Origin of the sequence: Mesorhizobium sp. M9A.F.Ca.ET.002.03.1.2 (genome assembly GCF_003952365.1) — a bacterium.
Taxonomy (GTDB): Bacteria; Pseudomonadota; Alphaproteobacteria; order Rhizobiales; family Rhizobiaceae; genus Mesorhizobium.
Genome location: NZ_CP034443.1, coordinates 3,552,466 through 3,575,597, shown reverse-complemented (window position 1 = coordinate 3,575,597; position 23,132 = coordinate 3,552,466). Strand labels below are relative to the sequence as shown.

Annotated in this window: 23 protein-coding genes; 13 read left to right on the top strand and 10 right to left on the bottom strand. The window is 60.5% G+C overall.

The genetic code is table 11. The features are described 5' to 3' along the window. Positions 1-11: 11 nt before the first annotated feature. The 6 genes from EJ066_RS17170 to EJ066_RS17145 all read right to left on the bottom strand — a co-directional run bounded on the left by EJ066_RS17170 (position 12) and on the right by EJ066_RS17145 (position 6,188). Positions 12-809, bottom strand: a complete 798-nt coding sequence (locus EJ066_RS17170) for an iron-sulfur cluster assembly protein (RefSeq protein WP_126039950.1) — start codon at positions 807-809, stop codon at positions 12-14. Between the two features lie 5 nt (positions 810-814). Further along, on the bottom strand, positions 815-1,837 hold the full coding sequence (locus EJ066_RS17165; protein WP_126039948.1) for an amidohydrolase family protein: 1,023 nt from the start codon (positions 1,835-1,837) through the stop codon (positions 815-817). A 73-nt stretch (positions 1,838-1,910) separates the two neighbouring features. Next, entirely contained in the window at positions 1,911-2,282 is a 372-nt protein-coding gene (locus EJ066_RS17160) for an MmoB/DmpM family protein (protein ID WP_126039946.1), read from the bottom strand. Between the two features lie 17 nt (positions 2,283-2,299). Continuing rightward, entirely contained in the window at positions 2,300-3,358 is a 1,059-nt protein-coding gene (locus EJ066_RS17155) for an aromatic/alkene monooxygenase hydroxylase subunit beta (protein WP_126039944.1), read from the bottom strand. Positions 3,359-3,406: 48 nt separating this feature from the next. Further along, complete coding sequence (locus EJ066_RS17150) at positions 3,407-4,468, bottom strand: 2Fe-2S iron-sulfur cluster binding domain-containing protein (protein WP_126039942.1); 1,062 nt, start codon at positions 4,466-4,468, stop codon at positions 3,407-3,409. Between the two features lie 52 nt (positions 4,469-4,520). Continuing rightward, positions 4,521-6,188 carry an aromatic/alkene/methane monooxygenase hydroxylase/oxygenase subunit alpha gene (locus EJ066_RS17145; protein ID WP_040584337.1) on the bottom strand — a complete coding sequence of 556 codons (1,668 nt, stop codon included), beginning with the start codon at positions 6,186-6,188 and terminating at the stop codon, positions 4,521-4,523. Positions 6,189-6,754: 566 nt separating this feature from the next. Here EJ066_RS17145 and EJ066_RS17140 point away from each other — a divergent pair. The 4 genes from EJ066_RS17140 to EJ066_RS31430 all read left to right on the top strand — a co-directional run bounded on the left by EJ066_RS17140 (position 6,755) and on the right by EJ066_RS31430 (position 8,903). Then, a complete protein-coding gene (locus EJ066_RS17140; RefSeq protein WP_210211028.1) occupies positions 6,755-7,090 on the top strand; it encodes a hypothetical protein in 336 nt (111 codons plus the stop codon). A 136-nt stretch (positions 7,091-7,226) separates the two neighbouring features. Then, a complete protein-coding gene (locus EJ066_RS17135; RefSeq protein ID WP_126039940.1) occupies positions 7,227-7,550 on the top strand; it encodes a hypothetical protein in 324 nt (107 codons plus the stop codon). Between the two features lie 18 nt (positions 7,551-7,568). Further along, entirely contained in the window at positions 7,569-8,696 is a 1,128-nt protein-coding gene (locus EJ066_RS17130; RefSeq protein WP_126039938.1) for a WD40 repeat domain-containing protein, read from the top strand. A gap of 33 nt (positions 8,697-8,729) precedes the next feature. Next, entirely contained in the window at positions 8,730-8,903 is a 174-nt protein-coding gene (locus EJ066_RS31430) for a hypothetical protein (RefSeq protein ID WP_189644292.1), read from the top strand. 151 nt (positions 8,904-9,054) lie between these two features. Here the strand turns inward: EJ066_RS31430 and EJ066_RS17125 are convergent, their stop codons facing one another. From EJ066_RS17125 to EJ066_RS17115, 3 genes are all read right to left on the bottom strand, one after another. After that, complete coding sequence (locus EJ066_RS17125; protein ID WP_126039936.1) at positions 9,055-10,365, bottom strand: HlyD family type I secretion periplasmic adaptor subunit; 1,311 nt, start codon at positions 10,363-10,365, stop codon at positions 9,055-9,057. Next, the gene (locus EJ066_RS17120) at positions 10,365-12,110 is read right to left on the bottom strand and encodes a type I secretion system permease/ATPase (RefSeq protein ID WP_126039934.1); all 1,746 of its coding nucleotides are present in this window, start codon (positions 12,108-12,110) and stop codon (positions 10,365-10,367) included. The genes EJ066_RS17125 and EJ066_RS17120 overlap by 1 nt, the downstream gene beginning before the upstream one ends. A gap of 91 nt (positions 12,111-12,201) precedes the next feature. Continuing rightward, on the bottom strand, positions 12,202-13,593 hold the full coding sequence (locus EJ066_RS17115) for a family 16 glycosylhydrolase (protein ID WP_126039932.1): 1,392 nt from the start codon (positions 13,591-13,593) through the stop codon (positions 12,202-12,204). 253 nt (positions 13,594-13,846) lie between these two features. Here EJ066_RS17115 and EJ066_RS17110 point away from each other — a divergent pair, with 253 nt between their 5' ends. The 3 genes from EJ066_RS17110 (at position 13,847) to EJ066_RS32090 (ending at position 16,688) form a co-directional block, all read left to right on the top strand. Then, the gene (locus tag EJ066_RS17110; protein ID WP_126039929.1) at positions 13,847-14,143 is read left to right on the top strand and encodes a DUF1236 domain-containing protein; all 297 of its coding nucleotides are present in this window, start codon (positions 13,847-13,849) and stop codon (positions 14,141-14,143) included. 111 nt (positions 14,144-14,254) lie between these two features. Beyond that, the gene (locus EJ066_RS17105) at positions 14,255-14,416 is read left to right on the top strand and encodes a hypothetical protein (RefSeq protein ID WP_348629257.1); all 162 of its coding nucleotides are present in this window, start codon (positions 14,255-14,257) and stop codon (positions 14,414-14,416) included. A 448-nt stretch (positions 14,417-14,864) separates the two neighbouring features. Continuing rightward, positions 14,865-16,688, top strand: coding sequence for a hypothetical protein (locus EJ066_RS32090; protein WP_245454916.1), 1,824 nt, complete (start codon positions 14,865-14,867; stop codon positions 16,686-16,688). Between the two features lie 97 nt (positions 16,689-16,785). Here the strand turns inward: EJ066_RS32090 and EJ066_RS17095 are convergent, their stop codons facing one another. Continuing rightward, positions 16,786-17,391 (bottom strand): hypothetical protein, encoded by a 606-nt coding sequence (locus EJ066_RS17095; RefSeq protein ID WP_126039927.1) that lies wholly within the window; start codon positions 17,389-17,391, stop codon positions 16,786-16,788. Between the two features lie 442 nt (positions 17,392-17,833). Between EJ066_RS17095 and EJ066_RS17090 the strand changes: the two genes are divergently transcribed. The 6 genes from EJ066_RS17090 to EJ066_RS17060 all read left to right on the top strand — a co-directional run bounded on the left by EJ066_RS17090 (position 17,834) and on the right by EJ066_RS17060 (position 23,102). Then, the gene (locus tag EJ066_RS17090; RefSeq protein WP_126039925.1) at positions 17,834-18,589 is read left to right on the top strand and encodes an ABC transporter ATP-binding protein; all 756 of its coding nucleotides are present in this window, start codon (positions 17,834-17,836) and stop codon (positions 18,587-18,589) included. Continuing rightward, complete coding sequence (locus EJ066_RS17085) at positions 18,582-19,328, top strand: ABC transporter ATP-binding protein (RefSeq protein ID WP_126039923.1); 747 nt, start codon at positions 18,582-18,584, stop codon at positions 19,326-19,328. Before EJ066_RS17090 ends, EJ066_RS17085 begins: the two co-directional genes overlap by 8 nt. 47 nt (positions 19,329-19,375) lie before the next feature. Beyond that, positions 19,376-20,572 carry an ABC transporter substrate-binding protein gene (locus EJ066_RS17080; RefSeq protein WP_126039921.1) on the top strand — a complete coding sequence of 399 codons (1,197 nt, stop codon included), beginning with the start codon at positions 19,376-19,378 and terminating at the stop codon, positions 20,570-20,572. 69 nt (positions 20,573-20,641) lie between these two features. Then, positions 20,642-21,529, top strand: coding sequence for a branched-chain amino acid ABC transporter permease (locus tag EJ066_RS17075; RefSeq protein WP_126039919.1), 888 nt, complete (start codon positions 20,642-20,644; stop codon positions 21,527-21,529). Positions 21,530-21,588: 59 nt separating this feature from the next. Further along, positions 21,589-22,512 (top strand): branched-chain amino acid ABC transporter permease, encoded by a 924-nt coding sequence (locus tag EJ066_RS17070; protein WP_245455213.1) that lies wholly within the window; start codon positions 21,589-21,591, stop codon positions 22,510-22,512. 401 nt (positions 22,513-22,913) lie between these two features. Beyond that, a complete protein-coding gene (locus EJ066_RS17060; RefSeq protein WP_126039915.1) occupies positions 22,914-23,102 on the top strand; it encodes a DUF3606 domain-containing protein in 189 nt (62 codons plus the stop codon). The last annotated feature ends 30 nt before the right edge of the window (positions 23,103-23,132 follow it).

The window sequence follows — 23,132 nt, the reverse complement described above, 5'->3', positions numbered from 1 at the left end:
TCAGTTCTGCCTCAGGCGGCTGGCGCGGCGCGTGCCGGCACGCGATCCATGATGAAATCGACCAGCGTCGGTTCGCCGTCGACCACACCCAGTTCCTTGTATCTTGTCTGTTTGAGCCCACGGCAAAGCGCGCCGTTGAACTCCATGTTGATACGCACACTGCGCAACTCGGCGAGATGCGCGCTGAGCGCGCCGGTTGGTATGCGCTGCCCTTCCCATGTCACGAAGACAGGGTCATCCGCCCTGCGGTCGGGAAAGCGCTCAAGCAGAGCCGCTCGGTACCTCGGCTTCTGGTTGGCCGCTTCGCCCGTTTCGAACCGCGCGACGTCGTATGCCGGCAGGTCCATGCCGAGGATTTCTTGGTCGGTCAGGCCGTGTTGCCGGAAGCGGCGCAGCACGGCCTCCTGGCGCCGCTTGAATGCCTTCATCCCAAAGGTTTCGCGCAAAGCGCCGAGATCCTGATCCTCGGCAAGCTCGGCAAATATGTCGCCGAAAGCCTTGCCGGCCTCCATGCCGCGATTGACCTCTTCGGCAAACATGTGGTCGAGGAGCTTCACCCGATAGGCAGGCGACCAGGAGAGCTGGTCGAGCACCTTGCGGACGCCGTCCAGCATGAGGAACGCGAAGTTGGGCGAGCACCAATAGGTCGGCAGGCGGAAGTCGATCTCCACGCTGCCATCGCCCGTCATCTCGGCCCGCTCGACGAAGCCCATCTCGGTAATCGGTTCGTCGAGCTCCGGGTCGTTGACTTCACCAAGGCGCCGCCAGAGTTCGTTCTCGCGGCTACTGGAAACGCTGGCGGTTGCCATGGCCCCTACTCCGCCGCGATGCTGAAGGGCGAACTGGCGAGCGCCGCCTTCTTGGCTTCGATGTCGATGTTGTAGAGACGCGCGGCGTTGAGGCCGAGGATCTTCTCCTTGATCTCGTCGGTCAGCTGCACGCCGCGTTCTGCCGCGATATCCTCGGGAATCTGGTAGGCCCAGAACTTCTCGACCAGCCAGCGCGGCGTCCAGATCGCGTAGTCGGAACCAAACAGGATTTTCTCCGGCCCGATCCAGAACAGCAGTTCGGCGATGACCTCGCCGAAATAGCGCGGGCGCGAATGGATGAACGGCAGCGCCACCGCCAGCCCGCCATAGACGTTGGTCTCTTGCGTCGCGATCCAGCAGAAATCGTCGAGGCGCGGCAAGCCGCAATGCTCGACAATCCAGTTGAGGTTCTGGAAATCAGTCGCCGCGTGGTCGACGTCATGCACGTCGAAGGCGTCCTTGCTGAGCGGGATGATGGTCGGCCCCTTGTGGACGTGGATATTCCTGATGCCGAGCTTGTCGCAGAGTTCGAAGCATTTGTAGGCATCGGGGTCGGTGAGCTTCCAGCCCTTGGAGGCGCCGTTCCATTCGGCCGTGTACATCTTCACGCCCTTGACGTCGTAGGTCTCCTTGAGGAAGTGGATGTATTCGAGCGCCTTCTCACCGTCGCGCGGATCGAAGGCGCCGTTGACGATGAAACGCTCCGGATAGCGCTTGGCCACCTCGGCATTGCGCTCGATCGTGTTGAAGCCGTTTTTGTAGAAATCCTTGAGATAGGTCGACTGCACGATCGCCACATCATCGGGACCATTGACGAACAGGTCGCGATAGAGATCGTCGGCGCTGTACTTTTCGAACTTGCTCTTCTCCCACAGCTGTTCCTTGGGGCTCAGCCCCGTGTGATAGGCGTAGAAGCACTCGATGAACTGCTTGCCATGAATATTCTTCTGGTTTTCGGGGCTGCCGTCCCAGAAATGGGTGTGGCCGTCGACCACGAAGATTTCCTTGCCTTCCGGTGTGATAAACATGGTTCCCTCAGCACTGATTGCGTTGATCGGGCTGCGCGCCGCAACCAGGCGGCGCGCCTGTTTTTTTTGGTGGCTATTCGATGTATTCGAACATCTCGTCCATGTTGCCGAACAGGATCACGGTGTTGTCGTCGACGCGAACCATGCGGCCGTAGTGCGTGGAGGTGTTGACCTCGAAGGTCTCGGCCGAAATCTCGCGCCCGAGATATTCACCGATCGCGTCCATCTTGAAGATCAGCTTGCCGTCACCGTCGATACGGATCAGTGCCGGCTGGTAGGTGATGGTCACCCCCGGCTTCTGGCCCATGAATTCAGCGATGGCCCTGGCTTCCACGGAGTCGTTCATGGTGACGCCGCACTGATGCGAAATCGTCTGTTCGAAGGTGATGTCCTTCATCGACCTGAAGATGTTGGATTGCGATGCGTCGCGTGCTGCAGTTGACATGACGATTTCTCCCTTTGTCAGCGCTTGAGGCCGAGTTCGCCGAGTATCTGGCCAATCCGCTCTTCGGATTTGGCGCGGACATCCGCGAATGCGACCGGCTTGGAATGCGGCATCGACCAGATCGGCTGAAGGCCGATGGCTGCCTTGTCGGCGAGCGCGCTGTGCTTCCTGACCCAGCCCTGGAAAAGCTTCTTGTTCGCCACGCCGTGTTTCTCGTCATTGGCGAGCAAGTACATGAGGTCGATCGTGTTGGCGAGGTTGCGTTCATAGTCGGCTTCGGCTGCCGAGATTACTGCAGGCGTGATGAAGTCATGATTGGCGGCGGCAATCTGCATCAGGAAGCCAGAGCGGAATACTTCCCCAACCAGCGGCTCGAAGATGATGTTGATGGCGAAATACTGTTCGAGATAGTCGGTCGCGCCCATGATGGTCTCGACCGCTTCGCGGGTGCCTTGCCAGTTCGCGTCCTCGAGCCATGCCTTCTTGCCAAGTTCGTCGTCCCAGCCGGGCAAGTCCATGCCGATTTCGGCAAGGTAGAGCGTGATGTCCTGGGCAAGCCGCAGCTTGTAGGACGAGTTGGTCAGCGTCGCGTTGTTGATCATCTGGGTATAGCCGTAACGCTGCGCCTGCATCAGCGAGGTGCCGAGCCCGAATTCGGCGTGTTTCCAGGCGCCGAGCTGCGTCTGCAGGATCTTGACCCAGGCCTTGTCGAAGGTCTTCGGCGCCCCCGACTTGCGGGCATTGTTGATGACGCTCTGCACCATCGTCTCGATTTTCGACTGGCGCTGGTAGTGCGTGCGTTCCCACTCCTGATCGGGGGCGCGGAAGGCATGCCAGTTGGAGCTCTGCGCGGCGGTGTTCTGCTTGACATAAGCGCCCTTGCCGTCGGCAAAGGAGATGATCCAGTCCTGGATCAGGTAACGCTCCGGATCAGGCTGTACGTCGACCGTCATGTCTTCGTAGTGCGTGGCGCGCTGGCCCTTCGGGTCGAAATACCGGTACTTCCGGCTGTCGGAGTCGGCAAAGATCGCCGCGCCGGCGGCTCCGGATCCGACTGAACTCGAGGTAGCTGGCATAGTCTTCACTCCCTTGTTGCAGTTGTGGTTGCAGTTGCGTGGCCGCCCTCAGTGGGTCGGCGTAGCACCTGTCGATGTGGTGAACTTGTCGAAGAAGATCCGCTCCGTCTCGAACCCGTTCATGAACAGAACCGGCTGAAGCGCATCGATCATCGGCGGCGGGCCACAGGCATGGACATCGCCCTGCCCGTCGACCGCCAGCTGCTTGAGTTTGGCGTCGACACTCTGGTGTACGAAACCGCGTTCGCCTTGCCATTCGGCGTCATCAGTCGCGTGCGACAGCACGGGAATGAAGGTGACGTCGGAATGGTTGCCGACCAGCTCGGCGATCCTGTCGAGATAGAACAGGTCGTTGCGGGTGCGGGCGCCGTAGAAGAAATAGACCGGACGTTTCTCACCGCTCTTCAGATGGTCGTTGAGGATCGACCAGATCGGCGACATGCCCGAGCCGGCGCCAACCAGGACTAGGGGTCCTTGCCGTTCTTCCCGGCGGAAACAGGTTCCGTAGGGTCCGACGACGGTGACTTCGGCTCCGACCTTGATTCCTCCGGAATCGAGTTCTCCGGAGAACTTTCCCTCAGGGTACTTTTTGATGATGAAGCAGAGTTTTTGGGTTTGGTCCGGCGTATTTGCCATGGAGAACGAGCGCGTAATCGTCTCCCCTTTTTCCGTGGTAACCGTGATGTCGACATATTGCCCCGCCCAGAACTTTATCGGCGAGCCGAGTTCGATCTCGATGCCGCGAATGTCGTGGGTCAGGTGCTCGATTCGAGCAATCCGGCCTTTGAACGTCTTCACGGCGATCGCTTTCGCCAAAATCTCCTCGTCGTAGTTGAGAAGCTCGACTTCCAGATCGGAGTAGGCGATGCAGCGGCACAAAAGGACGTGGCCGCTCTCCTTCTCCATGTCGTTCAGCGCGAACGTCGAGTATTTGAGCATGTCGACTTCGCCTTCGAGCAACACGCTCTTGCAGGCGGAGCATTGCCCTTCCTTGCAACCGTGCGGCAGCGCGATGCCCTGGCGGAACGCAGCGTTGAGCACCGTTTCGCCATGCTCGACATCGAATTCGACGCCAACCGGGCTGAGCCTGACCGTGTGGGTTTCCGACATACGGACCTCCAGTGAAAGGAAGGGCGGGACGAACCCGCCCCCTTTGGCCTGATCAGTTGCAGGGATTGATGGTGAAGCCGGCCCGGTATTCCGCTAGGTGCTTCTCACGGTCCGCGGGCGACATTGCACGCAGCGCGTTGAGCGGCGACCCGAGCGTGTTGCCGCGTACGTCGTCGAGCGTCCACATCTCCTTGTCGTCGAAGCGCATATGCGGCTGCGGGACCAGCGTCTTGCCGTCGGAGCGGACGAAGTTCAGGTCCTTGATCGCATCGGCCAGATCCCAGCCGTCATAGAGCGTCTCCCACTCGCGCTTGCCGCTGAAGCGGCCCATCGCGGGTGTCGGACGTCCCTGATACTCGTCGGCGAACGCCACGGTGGCAGTCCATTTGTCGAGTTCGTGGGCGAAGGTGTGCAGCTGGCCGTCGATCTCGCCGACAACCATGTCCTCGCGGATCAGGCAGGGAACGAGGCAGGACCAGCAGCGGTGCGGATAGACGTAGCCGACGTCGCTGTTGAACAGCAGCACCTTCTCGCCCTTGTGGCTGAGCTTGGCGTACCATTTCCAGAAGTCGCCGAACTCGGCGTACCAGCCCGGATATTTGTGCTCGAACCACTCGAAGTCCTTGTCGGTCTGGGCTTCGATGCGCCAGAAATTGACCGGCCAGCCGACCGCGAAGAACTGTCCGACCTTGTGGACATAGTTCTTCTTGGTGATGCGCTCCCAGGCCGCCTGAACGTCATCGTGATGGACCTTGATGCCGTATTTCTCGAGCGGCAGCATGTAGGTGCGATAGTAGTCTTCATAGATCCAGCGGTGCCACATTTCCGCGTAAGACTCCTTGTTCTTGTCGCGGTTGGTGGTGCCGTATTCGATGAAGGTGCCGATGGCCGCATCGACGATCGCATGGTTCTGCCAAAAGGCGTAGCGCAGATCGCGCTCGAGCAAGAGGTGGTTCTCCGGCTCCTTGAGCGCGGCCATCAGCAGCGAGTGGCCATTGCCGATATGCCGGCTCTCGTCCGACTGCACCGACAGGAAGACGGTGGGCAGCGCATAGTCGCCGTTGCGGGCGGCTTCCGAAGGCATGGCGACGAACAGCGTATTGGTGAAGGCGGTCTCGGCGACCACGGTCAGGTACATGCAGGCGGCGGTCATCGTGTCGCCGGTGATGAAGCCTTCCGCGAACTGCCGGCCGATGGTCGTCGCGTAGCATTTTCCGAAGGCTTCCTCAGTGATGTCGAAGCCGGCCGGATCGATGTAGTTCTCCATGTACCATTTCTTCAGGTTCATCTGGATCGTCGAGTGACGGAACTCGTCGATCATCTGCATGGTGAAGCCGGTTCTGAGCTCCTCACCCGGCGCGATACGGGCGACCATCGCCATCGAGCGGGCAGCAGAAATTTCCGGGAACGGAATGATCGCGAGGAAGAGTTTCATCCACTCGACCCAGCGCGGTTCCACGTTGCGGAACATGTCGCCGCGCAACGCCGCATCCAGCGCGCCGTAGACACGATTGTCCTTCTCTTCCTGCATCGGAAAATAAGACCGCAGGACCTGCTTCATTGGGTCGCGCGGCGTCTTGTTGATCTTGTAGTCCGTCGGAAACGTCATCGCTTCCTGGACGTAGGAAGGATTCCAGCCGAGATCTGCAATCTTCTTGGTTGCCTCGCCAACGGAGATTCCGCGTTGCGAGGTTATCTTGTTGAGCGTCAGAGACGTCATGGTCATAAGCCTCCACCAAGTTGAGCCGCAGGTCCCTTGACCCCCGGCATGAGGCGGCGCACGGCACCGCCAGTGAGAGTGCGAACGGCATGACAAAGGGTTGCGCGTTCAGGCGCGACTCGTGGTCCGGCCATTCAAGTGGATCGTGGCAAAGGTTTTCGAGGGCAGAGACCGCGGCACCAACCGCACTTGCGATGGGCGTATCGAAGCGGACGTGACTTGTCCCTGCTTCCTCCGTTCCTTCGTTCTTTTGGCACCGCGTAAAAGCGCGATGGGCTTCTTGTGAAAATGAACGAAGCAAGCGCCGTGCCAGATTGGAAATAGGGTCTACCGTCGGCATTCAAGCGGAAACAAAGCTGTTTTCGATATCTGAAAAGACAGCCACCGTAACGTTCTTTTACAGTTGTAAATTACACCTGTAATATTTATATTTATTTCGCAATTGCAACATATTACTTAGCACTCGCAGCATATGCAGAAATACATTTTCATCTATTCAATTCACAATCTCCGTATACTATCTGAGCGCAACAGCCCATGAATGGGTCTAGCGCTGGAGAGAGACGATGCCCAACGACAAGGACAGCCGTCGGCCACCAGGGCCAATGTCGAGCCAGGCCGACGGCGTCACCGGCGATCTTGTCAGGCTGATGCCCCGCGACCTGGTCTTTGTCATGCGCTTCATGGGCGAGAGCCAGTACCGCCTGCAGAGCCACTTCCAGGACTTCATCCGGGCCGAGCTTGCCACCAGCGGCATCACCACGGAAACGCATCCGATGATCCATCTGTTCATCGAGAACCATGCGATCTGCTGCGCGAGTTCGTGTTTTCCGGTGTTTCGCTGTCGCGCCAGTTCCGCATCGACGAGATCGAGCACCTCACCGGCGACACGACATCGATGATCCGGGTCGACATCTGGGATCAGCTCAAGAGCCACATCGAAACGGCCGAAAAGCAATTCCAATCGCAGGCCGGCACGTTACCCGGATTGCTGTCGGCTTTCGAAAAACCGCCGGGAACGGCGCCTGGAAGCGAAGAATGACGGAGGATCCGATGCATCAAATTGCCGATCGTGACGCGCTGCTCCCGCGACGGCTGGCACTCGTCGCCAACGTTTCCGCGCTCACAGCCGAGGCGCTGCGGCTCAATCAGAAACGTGCCGGTGTCGAGATGGATGTGCTGCGCCTGGAGCTCGAAATCGGCAGGAGCGGCGCCAGCGCGCAACTGGTGCAGGACTTGCATGAGGCGGAGGAGAGAGCCGCGGCGGCCATGCTGGCATGCGCGGCGTGCGAGCAGCGCATCGTCGCCGCGGAGAGCGACGTCGAGGACGTCGACCGCAGCCTCGCGGCGACCGAGGGGTAACTGACGAAGGGAATGGTCATGAACCAGCACGCGATACAGAACCTGACCTTGTTCGACCTTCTGGCGCGAAGCTGGCATCGCGCGTCGGCGATCGCCAATCTGCGCTTCAGCACTGATGGCTCGGCTGTTGCATTCACCTGCGTGGACGGAACGGTTGCCATCGCTGCGGTAGCCGACCAGGAGCCGCCCGAGTCGCGAATTAGGGTGAGCGGCGATCTCGGCCAGACGACGATCCGCCCGCGGGAGAGGTCACCGGCGCCGCTGATCGCCACCGTTGCGTTGGGAGATGGAGACGTCCCGCTCGCCAGCTATCTTCGGTCTAGCTTCCTCGTCGGAACGGCGCGGGGCGAAGCGGTGCATCTGACTGCGGGCGGAGATGTTGTGGAAGCGCTGGTCAAGATCGATGGACCGATCGTCGCCATCGACCATAGTGCCAAGGGGGCGGCGACGGCCGCCAGCAACGGCCAGGACGTCTTCCTGTCGCGCAACCAAGACGATGCGATAAGATTGCGACATGGAGCGACACAGCCCACGGAGGCTCTCGCCTTTTCGCCAGATGGGCGGTACCTAGCCAGCGGCCTGGATAATGGACTATCGATCTGGGCGGTCGACGGCGACGCCACCCCGATACGCGAGGTGTCTTTTTCGGCGCGCCCGGTATCGATCCGCTGGAGTGGCGACGGCACATGGCTGGCCTGCGGGCTCGAAGCCGGGGGCTTTGCCCTGGTCAGCGTAGCCGATGGCCGGACTGACATTGTCGCGGGATTTCCCTCACCGGTCCGGACGGTGTGCTGGAGCCTGCCGAACAATGCGCTGTTCGCATCGGGCGCATTCCGGATCGCCGGCTGGTCGATGACCGCTCCTCCCCTCGGCGACAAAAAGTCTGGCGCACTGGAGACGGGCCGCACCGGGCTGGTTTTGATCGAAACCGTGGCGGCGCACCCGGAGAAGAAACTCATCGCGGCCGGCTACGCCAACGGCCGGATCAGCATCGCCCAGATCGGCGCGCCCGGCGAACTCCTCGTCAGGCCCTTGGGCAGTGCGGTGATCGCGCTTGCCTGGTCCGGCGACGGGCGGCATCTGGCGGTGGGCGCCGTCGACGGCACCGCCGCGATCGTCACCTTTCCCGTGCAAATGTTCAAATGACGGAAACAGACCCGCAAGAGACAGGAGGAAAAAATGCAAACCGCACCCACTCCCGAGGACGAGAGCAAGGACGAGTTTTTCGAACGGCTCGCCAGACTGTCGGAAGAAATGGTGGCCAGGCACGGTAAGGATTTCAGCATGGGCGCGCTGGTGCTCGCCGCCCGTTGGATCGCCGAAAATCGCGTCGGCCAATTGAAGACCAACTAGCCATACGGGAATTGAATGCCCTAGGCGCGGCAGAGCGTTCGGATATGCCATGTTGCCTTGCCGTTCTCCGTGGTGTCTGGCTGGCGCCCGACGAAGAGCTTCAAGCAATGGCATGCCCGGCGACCGTGCAGCCCAACGGGAGCAGCACAACTCACTGCTCTCTGAATGCCCGCTGGACCTGATCGGCCAAAGGCTTTACGAGATAGGACAACATCGTGCGGCTGCCGGTCGAAAAGAATACTTCGACAGGCATGCCTGGCGTCAGAACCAGGCCTTTCAGTCTCGTAAGTTCGGTGCGTGGCAGGCTGAGACGCACAGTATAGAAGCCGGCGCCGCTTTGCTCATCGATACTGAGATCCGGGGAAATTTCCCGGACCACACCATTCAGCTCCGGCGTTATCTGTTGATTGAAGGCCGAAAGCCGCAAGGTTGCGGTCTGCCTTGGTGTCAGCTGATCGATATCTTGCGGAACCACACGCGCTTCGACGGTCAGGTCGTCGGTGACCGGAACAATGAGCATGATCAGCTCTCCGGGAGAAATAACGCCCCCGACTGTGTGCACAGCGAGCTGATGTACGACGCCGGTCTGCGGACTGCGTATATCGATCCGCCTGAGCTGATCTTCGGCCGAAACCTTGCGCTCGACGAATTCGGAAATCTTTGCCTGGACGTCACGCAGTTCGCTCGCCACCTCGCTGCGCAAATCCTGATCGATCTGAATGATCTGCAAACGGATTTCGGACGTACGGCCCTTCGACTGCGCTATGGCCGCAGTCAGTTGCCCATGCTCGCCTTGAAGCCGGACGGCATCGCGTTCGAGTGCGGTTATGCGGTCAATTGAGACCAGCTTGCGCTGCCAGAGTTTGCGCATCCCCTCAAGTTCAAACCCGATCAACTCGATTTCCTGGCTTTTGGCATGCTTTTGCTCGGTCAGGCCGGAAACTTCTTCGGTGAGCTGAGCGATACGCTCTCTCAACTGAGCCTTCTGGCCAGCGCGTGCTTGCCGGCGAAATTCGAACAACGACTGCTCGCCGGCCATCGCACGGCCGATCTCATGACCGTCCTGCCGCGACGTGAGCGAAGATGGAAATGAAATCGTTTCGGTGCCACTACGCTCGGCCTCGAGGCGCGCCAAGCGGGCCTCGAATTCGTCCAGGCCCTTTGTGACGATCGCCAGATTGGCCCGGGTGACGGTCTCGTCGAGGCGGATCAAAACCTGACCCGCCTTTACGGCATCGCCTTCCCGGACTGAGATTTGACCGACAACGCCACCCGTCGGATGCTGTACCTTCTTGACGCTGGAATCGACGACCAGCTTTCCCGAAGCAATGACAGCCCCGGATATCTCGGTAACGGCGGCCAGGCTTCCCGCGCCACCAATCAGAAGGATGCAAGCTGCGACCCCACCAAGCAGATAGCGCCGAAGGGTCCGGTCAATCGCGGATGCAGTGCGTTGTGCCATCAGGATGGAGATCCTTCAGGACCAGAGACGACCTTCAGAGGAACGCCTCCCGGACGGGTTACCTTGTTCAAGACATCATTCTTGGGGCCAAACACTTGGACGCGGCCATTTGCCATGACCAGGACCTGATCCAGGCTTGCAAGCGCGCTCGGCCGATGTGCCACCACGACGGCGATGCCGCCACGTGCACGCACACCCTGGATTGCTTCCGTCAAGGCGGCTTCGCCTTCCGCGTCAAGGTTGGAATTCGGCTCATCGAGGATGACCAGGAACGGGTCGCCATAAAGAGCCCGGGCGAGCGCAACCCGCTGCCTCTGGCCGGCCGAAAGCGCCGACCCTGCCTCGCCAATCCGCGTCTCGTAGCCTTCCGGCAGATGGATGACGAGATCATGAACCCCGGCTGCTCGCGCGGCCTCAAGTATCTTGTCCGATGGCGCTTGCGGTTCGAAGCGCGCGATATTCTCGGCAATGGTGCCGTCGAACAGTTGCACATCCTGCGGCAGGTAGCCGACATGGTTGCCCAGTTGTTCCGGCGACCATTGATCGAGCGTTGCGCCATCCAGCCTGACGGTTCCGCGGACCGGGAGCCATATGCCGGCAATCGCACGGACGAGCGACGATTTGCCCGAAGCGCTCGGTCCGATGATGCCGAGGCCGGCGCCTTTTTCCAATGCAAAGGCGACGTCTTGCACGACCACACGGGGCTCGCCCGGCGGCGTGACGCTGATGCCTTCGACCGAAAGAGCAGATATAGGCGCCGCTAGCGAGACGGTCGGTATGGTTTTGGGAAGCAGCGCCAAAAGCTGCGTCAGCCGGGCCCATGCCTGGCGCGCGGTGACGAAGCCCTTCCAGTGGGCGATAGCCAGTTCGATCGGTGCGAGCGCCCGGCTCATCATGATCGAACTGGCGATCATGATCCCGGCCGTGGCTTCCTGATGAATGACCAGGTAGGCGCCAATCGCCAGGATGCCCGACTGCAGCATCATGCGCAGGACCTTCGAGAGCGTTCCTAGGGTCCCAGCCAAATCGCTGGCTTTCGCGTTCGTGTCCAGATAATCGGCGTTGACGCTGGACCAGCGCTCAGCGATGCGCGTGCCAAAGCCCATAGCCTGCAGAACCTCGGCATTGCGACGCGTCGCCTCGGCAAGCATGTTGCGCGCTGCGGCCTGGCCGTTGGCCCTTTTCACAGGTTCTCTTGTGCGCGCTTCGGCAAACAACGTCAGACTGAAGAGTATCACAGCGCCGGCCAGTGCCGTCATCCCGATCCAGAAGTGGAACAGGAAGCAGATTGCGAGATAGAGCGGCATCCACGGCAGGTCGAAAAGCGCGGTCGGGCCCATGCTCGACAGAAACGACCGCACCTGGTCCAGATCGCGCAATGACTGAAGGCCGTCGCCTGCGAGCTTGGTGCGCAACGGCAAATGCATAAGGGCGGTTAAGGCCTGTCCGCTCAACTGCGCGTCCAGGGCCATTCCAACACGCACGAGCAGCCGCGACCGGATGAGCTCAAGAACGCCCTGAAAAACAAAGAGGGTGCCGGCAAACACGGCAAGCCCGACGAGCGTCGGCACACTGCGGCCAGGTATGACGCGATCGTAGACCTGCAGCATGAAGAACGAGCCGGTCAGTGCCAGAACATTGACGACGCCGCTCATCAACGCAATTCCCGCCAACGCTCGCCGGAAGGAAGCCAGAACCGCCGCGAGGGCCGTTCGCGGCGGCTCGGATGGATGGGGATGCGACATCGCCTTCACATCAGTTCAGTCTCAGGCCGCAATGATCGCGCCCGAGGCCTGCCGAACGTGTCCGTGCCGAACCCACCGTCGTGTATTACGCTTAGATAATCCAATCGTTCAACGCATAGGCATGGATGTAGTCGATCTGCATTTCTGCAGGCGTCGCAAGCCCGTCAGCGGGCGCTCCCGCGAGGCCACCAACCCCCATATTCACCACCATATACATCGGATCGTGCATGTCGGCAGGCGTTGCGGCACGTGCAACTTCGACGTCGTCGAAATACCAGACGAGTTCGTCTTCTGTCCACAGCACCCCGTATGTGTGGAAGCCTTCGGTATCCGAGGTATAGGCCGTCGCGCCCACTTTCGTTTGAGTTCCCGTCGCGTTCGAGTGAGCCGTCAGAATGAGCTTGTTTGGATCCTGACCGAACATCTCTATGACGTCCAGTTCCGGTGGCCAGGAGCCGTCCGCCGGGAGAAGCCAGAAGGCAGGCCATACACCTTGATTTTCGGGCATGTCGGCGCGAATTTCGAAATAGCCGTAGGTCTGCGCGAAGGATTCGTAGGTCGTCAGCACTCCTGACGTGTATTTGTAATTGTTTATGTAGGGCCGGATCGCCGCAGGAGCCTGGGCGGCAGTAATCGTGAGAACACCGTCCTCAACGCTGAATGGGTTGACGGAACTCGTCTGAGCGTAGTCGGTATCAATGTACCATTGAAGCTCGTTGGCGCTCGTGATCGAGCTGCCGTTCGCGGCTCCCCACGGGAAGTTCGAGTCCCAGGTGCCACTCGAGCCATTCCACAGGTTCAGCGTGTCGAACTCATCGGAAAATGTAAGTTCCAAAGCCGACCTGTCCACGGCCAGCTTAAACTGACTTGCGGTGAACTCGCCGATAGTCTTGTTGGCGAAGACGAGAAACTCGCTATCGGACAGATTAAGTCGGACGTTGGCTCCCAACTGGACCATGTTGGCACGCACCTCGTCGAAGGAGGTGAAGCCGTAGCTCCCGACGCGCACGGTATCTTCGGCGCGAAAGTCAAGGATAAGGTCACTGCCATTACCTTCGGTCACGACGAAAATATCCGCCCCGGATCCGCCCTTGAGCACGTCGTTGCCCTGCAAGCCGTCGAGCGTCTGTTGGCCGGAGCCGCCGGTAACGATGTTGTCTAGCGCGTTTCCGAAAGCATAGCGTTTGTCGCCGGTGACCGTCAGGTTCTCGAAATTTGCTGGAAGCGTATAGCTCATCCAGGTCGAGATGGTATCGACACCCTCGTTGGGCAGCTCGACCGCCTTGTTTTTCGAGGCATACAGATAATAAATGTCATCGCCTTTGCCGCCATACATTGTGACGGTGACGCTGCCATCGCCGTAGATCGAGTCGTTGTAGATGCTGCCATAAAGCGTTGGGCCGGAATTCGTCGCCGAGTACCACTTTACGGAGGACCCGCTGTAGGGGAGTGGAACGCCCTTGGCGTTCAATACCGTGGCCATCCCGGTCTTTTCTCCTTTGTCTCGCTCCGATATCAGCCCTAACATTTATCGGGGCTAAAGGAGCCACTCCTTTCTGACTTTCGAGTTCGGAGGGTTACCGAACGGTTAATGGCCAGCCTATTGCGCGAAACAGGAAAGACTTAGGTCTTACGTCGGATCAGACCGAAGCCCAACTGAGGAACGTTTGCGGTTCCCTCAGGTTTGGGTGGACCGAGCGCGCCCCAGCACAAAAGATCTTACGAAGGAGATAGCTATGAGAATGCATCTTTCCACAGCCGCGGGATTTCTGCTGCTGGCAGGTGTCGGCGCCGCTGCCGCTCAGGACGTGATCATCGCGCCTGAACAGGAGACCGTCATCAGGGAATATGTAAAAAAGCAGCCGCTTGCATCGGTGAAAATCCCTGGAGTGGAGCTCAATATCGGCTCACCGCTGCCCGATACCGTCGAGCTTCATGAAGTCCCCGACACCGAATATCGTTACGTGGTGGTCGACAACCGGACCGTTGTCGTTGATCCAGGCACACGCAAGATCATCAAAATCATTGAATGACCTAAGCGACTGGGAGGACCCGCCATGCCGAAAGGTGCGGCGTGTGGCCAAGCAAGGAGGAATGTGATCGCGATGTCGAACCGTGAGATTGGAGCGTCCCAGGCACTCCGAATGCGCGTGACGGACCTCAACGAGAGGATGCGCGGAGCCCGGATTACCGTGCGCGAACTGGAGACCTTTCGAAAGGTTGCAGCCGCCATGGAGGACGGCAAGGGCAGAATCGATGCCGACGATTTGATTGCCGCATCCTTCATCGTCGAGACGCTGGACTAACCTCTAGAATGCGAAGCGCTGCAATGTCCCTCTCTCCCAGCCTATTTTCTGTTGGTCTGACTTTCCCAATGCCCGCAATGCAACTTCGCCGTCGTCAAGAGCGGCAGAGAATCGGCTACCACGGCATCTTCAAGTATCCATCTGCGCCGGCATGTCGATTAGCGCGCAACCGGCGCTGCGCCATGCAACAGCAATTCGTGCACTGGAGAAAGTAACAGCTTCGAGGGCGACCAACGGCGTTAGCCAGCACCAAGGTAAGGGACCAAACACCGCTTCGCGAGCTTGAGGATACACACCAAAACGCACAGGCCCGGCAATGCCAAATCACCTTGCCGAAATTTACGCAAACAACGCAGATCTCGCCGTCCTGGGCGGGATAGCAACACTTGCATCGGTGGGCGTCTGTCTTGTGCTCAGGCGTATCCTTATCTCTGTCCAACGGCGTCACATGAAACCAGATGCCGACCTCAGCGAAGGCATATCTGATCCCACCGAGGAATCTTCTTGGGATTGGGAAAGCCCGATCGACGTTGCAACCGAGCCAGCTTCTTCTCAGGTTGCCGTGACCTCAGACACGGCAGACCTGGACGTTCCGCCTCAGCATGCCAAGTACCTTCGGTTCGGGGTGCGAATCGAGTATTTCGACGTAATTTCCGAACCTTGCGAGAGCTCGTTAGTGGCCCAACCCAACGCTTTCGCATCCGCGACGGACATACCGCAATCCGGCCGAGTTGCGGCGTCGATCAGAGAAATCGATGACCAGTTGCGTCATAAGGCTGGCCCGCGCAAAGTTGCTCAGTTGGCCAATCCGGCGCGTGGCGGCTTGAAGGTCACAGCTCAGGATTCCGACCTGACCATCGCGACGGCCTCATCTCCTCGCGTTCGCAGGCCGATCGGTCTTGTGTCCCGCTTCGGCGTTGCAATCTGTCTGGCGGCGCCGCTTGGCTATGCGATGCCGAGACAAAACTGGGTCGACAGCGCCCCCGCCATTTCGCAGGCTCAAGGCCAGGCCCATCCGGACCCTTCGCGACTCTTCGAGATACAGGCGAATGCTGCATTAGACATGCGTAGAACAGCTCACGGTGACGAGCGCATGAGTGTCGAATTGCTCAGCCCGGATCTCACGGCTTCCCAGGCGAAATTGGGGGCAGCCGGTGCTCAGGCAACTGCTGCGAGGGAATTGGCAAGCCAGGATCACCGGGCGGCGGAAGGCGAGCGCGCCAGGAGCGCCGCTCTGCAGGGAGCGCTCCTCGAGTCGCATAAGCAGATCGACGCGCTGAGGACAAGCATGGCAGCCGCCGACAACGCACGCGAGGAGCGATTGCGCAACGACCTCGCGGCAGCCCGCACGCTTGATGCGTTGCAGCGCATTGTGGGAGATGCCCGCGCGCTGCTGCGCGAAGCCACCAACTATGTCCTTACGGAGATGCCCGCTGCTCATCTGGAGCGTCAGCGAACCGAACGGCTGACGCGTGATCTATCGCGAGCGCGGGCGCAAATTGGACAGCTTGAGGCCGACGCCGCCGAGCATCGCACTAAGGCCAAGGCTTCGCTGGCGCAAGCGAGCGGAATGCTCGACGACGAGCGCCGGAAGTCAGAGGACCTTCGTGACGATCTCGCCGAAATGAACCTGTCCAATGCCGCGCTCGTGGAGCGCGCAGACGCGGCTGAGCAGGAACGGACCGGTGCAGTCACAGCGAGAGAACGCGTCGAGCAGACCACAGCCGAGACGGAGCAGGCGCTGGCGCGAGAACGCGCTGCAGCAGCGTCGACTCGTGACGAGCTGAAAAAAGCTCGCCTCGAGCGCGACGCGGCTGAACGGGAGCGAGTCAGAGCAGTCTCAGCGAAAGAGCGTGCCGAGCAAACTGCAACCGAGACAGCGCAGGCTCTGGCACGAGAACGCGCCGCAGCAGTCTCGACCCATCAGGTTCTCGATAAAGCTCGCCTCGAGAGCGACGCCTCCCGAGCACTTTTGATACAGGTCGCCAGACTGAAGGAGGCTCTGGACAAGCAACGTGAAGCGACAGTTTCTCTTGCACGCGACCTGGCCGCCGCGCGCGCGGATAATGACAGGCTCAGGGCTGAGCGTCGCAGCGCGCAGATTGAGCAGCCGCTGAAGCCGCGCTCTGGCCGCGCAGCCGATACCAGCCGGGTGAAGGCTTTCAGCCAGAAGACTGCACGCAGCAAGGTTCGCAATCCGTCGCGGATTGCCCGAATGCGTTCTATCGCACTTCCCTATTCCCTCAGGCCAAGTTACGCGACATTGGAGTGATTACCAAAACGACTGGCGCTGTCCTGCTGTTGAAGGCCAGGATGAACCACCCCATTCGAATTCATCTGCTCTCGCCGGCGAGGGGTTCCGCGATGCGCTATGTCAGCCCGACCACGCTGCCTTTCGCGTTCAATTCGCAATTGACCGGCGCCTGCCGCGTTTCCACTTTGCCTTGCCGTCCATAGTCGATGCTGACCTTGATGGGAGCCGAGATCATATCTGGGCTCAACTGCCGTATGAAACCTGCGCTGCTGACGCGCACACTGGTCGCGCCAAACGGGGCGGCGGCCACCTCGATTGCATCGTGGCAGGCGCGAACGACTTCGTCCGGGACGCCCGGCAGCGCTTTGATTGGACTGACAGTTAATTGACTGTCGCCAGGAGGCTGGAGTGCGGGCGGGAGGCCGAGCGACTGTCCAGCCTCTACAGACGGGACGACACTGGCGGCAGTGGCGGCCCTCGTGCTGGTCGCGTCGTCGCCAGCTCCTTTGTGCGCGCCGCCTTTGCCGCGCTGGCTGCCAGCGCCATGGCCTCCGCCTTTATCGCTGCCAGCGCCATGGCCTTCGCCGTTCTGGCCGCCAGCCCCGTGCCCTCCGCCGCCCTGGGCGCCGGCTGCAGCTCCTGCGCAAGCTATCGCGATCGAGCACGCGAATGCGAAATATACCCAGCTGGATCCAAGGGATTGACGCACTTCCACCTCCATAAGTGCGTCGGTCCAACCGTCTTTCCGCGGCATGCAGTCAGAACGGCGCAACTGCCGCTACCTCCAGGCAAACTCGCGACCGAGGTGCCCACGGAGGTAACTAGAGGATGACTCCGGTGTATCAAGGGCGCGGTACAGGCAGTGGCCGGCATCAGAAGCGGGTTCGGCAACAACGCCTAGTGCGGTCAATGACCGCCCTATCGGATGTCATTCCAACTGCTCGCCAGCTTCTCCAGGCGGCCCTGCGCCAAGGACGTTGGCTCAAACGTTTCGCGAAGTTCGACGCTTCTGAAAAATTGCAGCCTTGACGCGATGTGCATTAGGTCGTTTGTTTGCGAACGGGGAAGCCACGGGAGGAAACCATGGAAGTCACCCTGGGGGCGGACAGCCTCGCAGCGCGTTTCCACGTTTTCACGCCGATGACGGGCGAAGGCCGCCGCGCATGAATTCCGGAGCAATCCTCGAAGCAGCGGGATTGACTAAGGAATTTAAGGGTTTTGTTGCTGTCAACAATGTCGATTTGACGGTGGAGCGGGGATCGATCCACGCGCTGATCGGCCCCAATGGCGCAGGCAAGACGACTCTCTTCAACTTGCTGACCAAATTCCTGCAGCCAACGCGCGGCGCGATCCGCTACCAAGGCCGGGACATCACCAGGATGCAGCCGGCCGACATCGCTCGGCTGGGCCTTGTGCGCTCCTTCCAGATATCGGCGGTGTTTCCGCACATGACGGCGCTCGAGAATGTCCGCATCGCGCTGCAGCGCCGGCGCGGCGACAGTTTCGATTTCTGGCGCTCCGAGAAAGTGCTCTCCCAATTCAATAGCGAGGCTGCGGCTCTTCTCGCCGATGTCGGCCTGACCGCGTTTTCGGATATCCGCGCCAGCGATCTGCCCTACGGCCGCAAGCGCGCGCTCGAGATCGCGACGACGCTGGCACTGAACCCCGAAATGCTGCTCCTCGATGAGCCTATGGCCGGCATGGCGCAAGAGGACATCGAGCGCATCTCGGCGCTGATCCGCCGCATCTCCAAGAACCGCACCATTTTGATGGTCGAGCACAATCTGTCGGTCGTCGCCTCGCTGTCGAACCGCATCACCGTGCTCGCACGCGGCAAAGTCCTCGCTGAAGGCGACTACGCCGCCGTTTCCAAGGATCCGCGAGTTATCGAAGCCTATATCGGGGCTGGACATGACTGAAGCTGAATTTGCGAACAGGCCGGCTGCTGCCGCCTCGGCGAGACCTCTGCTGCGCGTCGATGGCCTGCAGGGCTGGTACGGCGAGAGCCATGTGCTTCACGGCGTGAGTTTCGAGATTGGTCAAGGCGAAGTGGTGACGCTGCTCGGCCGCAACGGCGCCGGCAAGACGACGACGCTGAAGGCCGTCATGGGCATTCTTTCCAAGCGCTCGGGCTCGGTCACCTACGACGGCCGGGAGACGATCAAGCTGCCGTCGCGGTCGATCGCACAGATGGGCATCGCCTACTGCCCGGAGGAGCGCGCGATCTTCTCAAGCCTCTCGGTCGAGGAGAATTTGATGCTGCCGCCGCAGGTGCGCCCCGGCGGGCTCACCGTGGAGCAGATTTTCGAGCTCTTCCCGAACCTGAAGGAGCGGCTTTCGAGCCAAGGCACCAAGCTCTCGGGCGGCGAACAGCAGATGCTCGCCATCGGCCGGATCTTGCGGACGGGCGCGAAGCTCTTGCTGCTCGACGAGCCGACCGAAGGGCTTGCGCCCGTCATCGTGCAGCAGATCGGCCGCACCATTGCCCGGCTCAAGGACGAGGGATTCACGATCGTGCTCGTCGAACAGAATTTTCATTTCGCCGCGTTGGTCGCGGACCGGCACTACGTGGTGGAACAGGGGCGCGTGATCGACACGATCCCCAACGGCGAACTCGACGCCAACATCGACAAGCTGCACGCCTATCTCGGTGTCTGAGGCAATCATCAACGGCGCGTTGCGCCGCAAATCGGAGGGAAGTAGCGATGAAGAAAATCGGATTTATTCTGGCTTCAATGGCGAGCCTGCTGATGGCCGGCGCGGCCTACGCGACTGACGTCAAGATCGGTGTTTTGAATGACCGTTCCGGCATTTATGCAGACATCGCCGGCGAAGGCTCCGTCATCGCGGCCCAGATGGCGGCGGAAGACTTCAAGGCAGCGGACAAGGGCATCAATGTGTCGGTCATCTCCGCCGACCACCAGAACAAGCCGGACGTCGGCTCGAACATCGCCCGCCAATGGTACGACACCGAAAACGTCGATGTCATCGCCGACGTGCCCACCTCGTCGGTGGCGCTCGCCGTCAACGAGATCACCAAGGAGAAGAACAAGATCTTCCTTGCCTCGGGTCCGGCCTCGTCCGACCTGACCGGCAAAGCCTGTTCTCCCAACACCGTCCACTGGACCTACGACACCTGGGCACTTGCCAACGGCACGGGTTCGGCCATGGTCGCGCAGGGCGGCGATAGCTGGTTCTTCGTCACAGCGGACTATGCCTTTGGCCACGCGCTCGAGCGCGATACGTCGGCGGTCGTCGAAGCATCGGGCGGCAAGGTGCTCGGCGCCGTCCGCCATCCTTTCCCCGGCCAGGATTTCTCGTCCTTCCTGTTGCAGGCGCAAGGGTCGGGCGCCAAGGTCGTCGGCCTCGCCAATGCCGGCGGCGACACGATCAACGCGGTCAAGCAGGCGTCGGAATTCGGCATCACGCAGGGCGGCCAATCGCTCGCCGCCCTGCTGATGTTTATCAATGACGTGCATGCGCTTAGCCTCGAAGTGGCGCAAGGCCTCGTGCTCACCGGCGCGTTCTACTGGGACATGAACGATCAAACGCGTGAATTCTCTGCCCGCTTCCAGGAGCGGAATGCCGGACAGAAGCCTTCGATGATCGAGGCCGGAGTCTACGCTTCGGTCCTGCATTATCTCAAGGCCGTCGAGGCCGTTGGCGACAAGGATGCGGCCAAGGTGATGGCCAAGATGAAGGAAATGCCGACGGACGATCCACTGTTCGGCAAGGGTACGATCCGCGCGGACGGGCGCAAGCTGCACGACATGTATCTGTTCCGCGTCAAGAAGCCGGACCAATCGAAAGGGGCATGGGATTATTTCGAGACTGTGGCCACCATTCCGGCCGACAAGGCGTTCCGCCCGCTCGCCGACGGCGACTGTCCGCTCGTCAAGTAAACGCACCTCGCCAACGACGCGCCGAGCCGCTCGGCGCGTCCTTTCATAGACAAATCAACTGGAGCGACCATGTTCGAACTCCTTGGAATTCCGCCGCAAGTCCTGTTCGGCCAGTTGCTGCTCGGGCTGATCAACGGGTCCTTTTATGCGGTTCTGAGCCTTGGGCTGGCGGTCATCTTCGGTCTCTTGAACATCATCAACTTCACGCATGGCGCGCAGTACATGCTGGGCGCCTTCGGCGCCTGGATGCTGCTCAACTATCTCGGCGTCGGTTACTGGTGGGCTGTGCTCATCGTCCCGCCGATCGTCGGCGTCACCGGCATCGTCCTCGAGCGCGTCCTGATCCGACGGCTCTATCATCTCGACCATCTCTACGGGCTGCTTCTCACTTTCGGCCTGGCGCTGATCATCGTCGGCTTCTTCCGCCAGTTTTTCGGCGTATCCGGCCTGCCTTACCCGCCGCCGCCGCTTCTTACCGGGGGGCACAATCTTGGCTTCATGTACCTGCCCAATTCGCGCGCCTGGGTGATTTTGGCTTCACTGATCGTGTGCCTCGCGACCTGGTTCATCATCGAAAAGACCCGGCTTGGCGCCTATCTCAGGGCAGCGACCGAGAACCCGACCATGGTCGGTGTGTTCGGCATCAACGTGCCGCTGCTGGTCACGCTTACATATGGTTTCGGTGTCGCACTCGCGGGTTTCGCCGGCGTGCTCGCCGCGCCGATATACGCAGTCAATCCGAACATGGGGGCAGACCTGATCATTGTCGTCTTCGCCGTTGTCGTCATCGGCGGCATGGGCTCGATCCTGGGCTCGATCCTCACCGGCTTCGGGCTCGGGCTGATTGAGGGGCTGACCCGCGTGTTCTATCCGGAAGGCTCGGCCGTGGTGATCTTTGTCATCATGGCGCTCGTGCTGCTGGTCAAGCCCGCCGGCCTGTTTGGGCGGAGCGCGTGATGGCAATCGACACCAACCCAATCGCCATGGCAGCCATCACATCCGTTGGCGCCGCAGGCATGCCACGCCATCACCTTGCGATCTTCGCCGCGCTGTTCGTCTTCCTCATTGCCGCGCCATTTCTGCTTTATCCGGTCTTTGTCATGAAGGTGTTGTGCTTCGCGCTGTTTGCCTGCGCCTTCAACCTGTTGCTCGGCTTTGGCGGGCTCCTGTCGTTCGGCCACGCTGCCTATTTCGGCATGGCGAGCTACGTCTCGGCCCATGCGGCAAAGGTGTGGGGCTTGACGCCTGAGCTCGCCATTATCGCGGGCACGCTGGTGGCAGCCGTGCTCGGTCTCGCCATCGGCTCGCTCGCCATTCGCCGCCACGGCATCTATTTCGCCATGGTGACGCTCGCTTTTGCGCAGATGGTCTATTTCTTCTCGCTGCAGGCAGCGTTTACCGGCGGCGAGGACGGCATCCAGGCGGTGCCGCGCGGCTACCTGTTCGGGCTGATCGACCTGCGCTCAAGCGAAGTGCTCTATTTCTTCGTGCTCGCCATCTTCTTCGCCGGCATATTGCTGATATACCGGATCATCCATTCGCCGTTTGGACAGGTGTTGAAGGCGATCCGCGAGAACGAGCCCCGCGCGATCTCGCTGGGCTATCGGGTCAACCGCTACAAGCTCGCCGTATTCGTGCTGTCGGCCGCGCTCGCCGGCGTCGCCGGCGCAACCAAGGCGATCGTGTTCCAGCTGGCGTCGCTTACCGACGTCTACTGGACCATGTCCGGCGAGGTCGTGCTGATGACGCTCCTGGGCGGCATGGGCACCGTGTTCGGACCGATTGTCGGCGCGGCAGTCATCGTCACGATGCAGAACTACCTCGCGACATTTGGCGACTGGGTCACGATCGGCCAGGGCATCATCTTCGTTGTCGCGGTGCTGTTGTTCCGGGAGGGCGTCGTTGGCGTCCTGGCAAAATGGATCCGGAAGTCGCTCTGAACAGGTCATCAGTGTAGCCGAGGTCAGCGCGGTCAAAAGACAGGTCGATGTCTTCGGAGAAACGGCGGATCGCCCGGAGGCTTTGGACAAGGACGTTCCGCCCTTGAAGATCAGGGTGGGGACCCCAAGCCTTTAGCGACCTCTGCTAGGTCGCTGTATTTTGCCGTCCAATCCAGGCTACGCCGCGTGAAAGATGCGAACCCGATCATCGTCGGTGTTGATGCCTCATGAATCCAGACGTCCCCTTGGGCGGTTTCTCCACCAGCGTCGGCATCAAGGGCTCGATGAATTCCAGCCGGCCGGTACCGGCACCTGCCCGCTTGTCTATGGAACCGAGTCTCGGTCATCGGATTATATTAGCTATAGTTAACATAACAAAATTCGAAAAGAAGGGAGCAGAAATGGCGAAGGACAAAAGCAGACCCGACCTCCGCGACGCCGGCCAGATCTCGCCCGAGAATGAGTATGAGGTGAAGCTATTCGCTCTACAGAACAACATCACCCCGGACCAAGTGCGAGTGCTGATCCGCGAGCACGGCAATGGTCGGGCGACCCTGACCGAAGCTGCCAAGGCGTTGCCAGGACGATGACCAAACCTTCAGAACTTGGCCCACCGATCA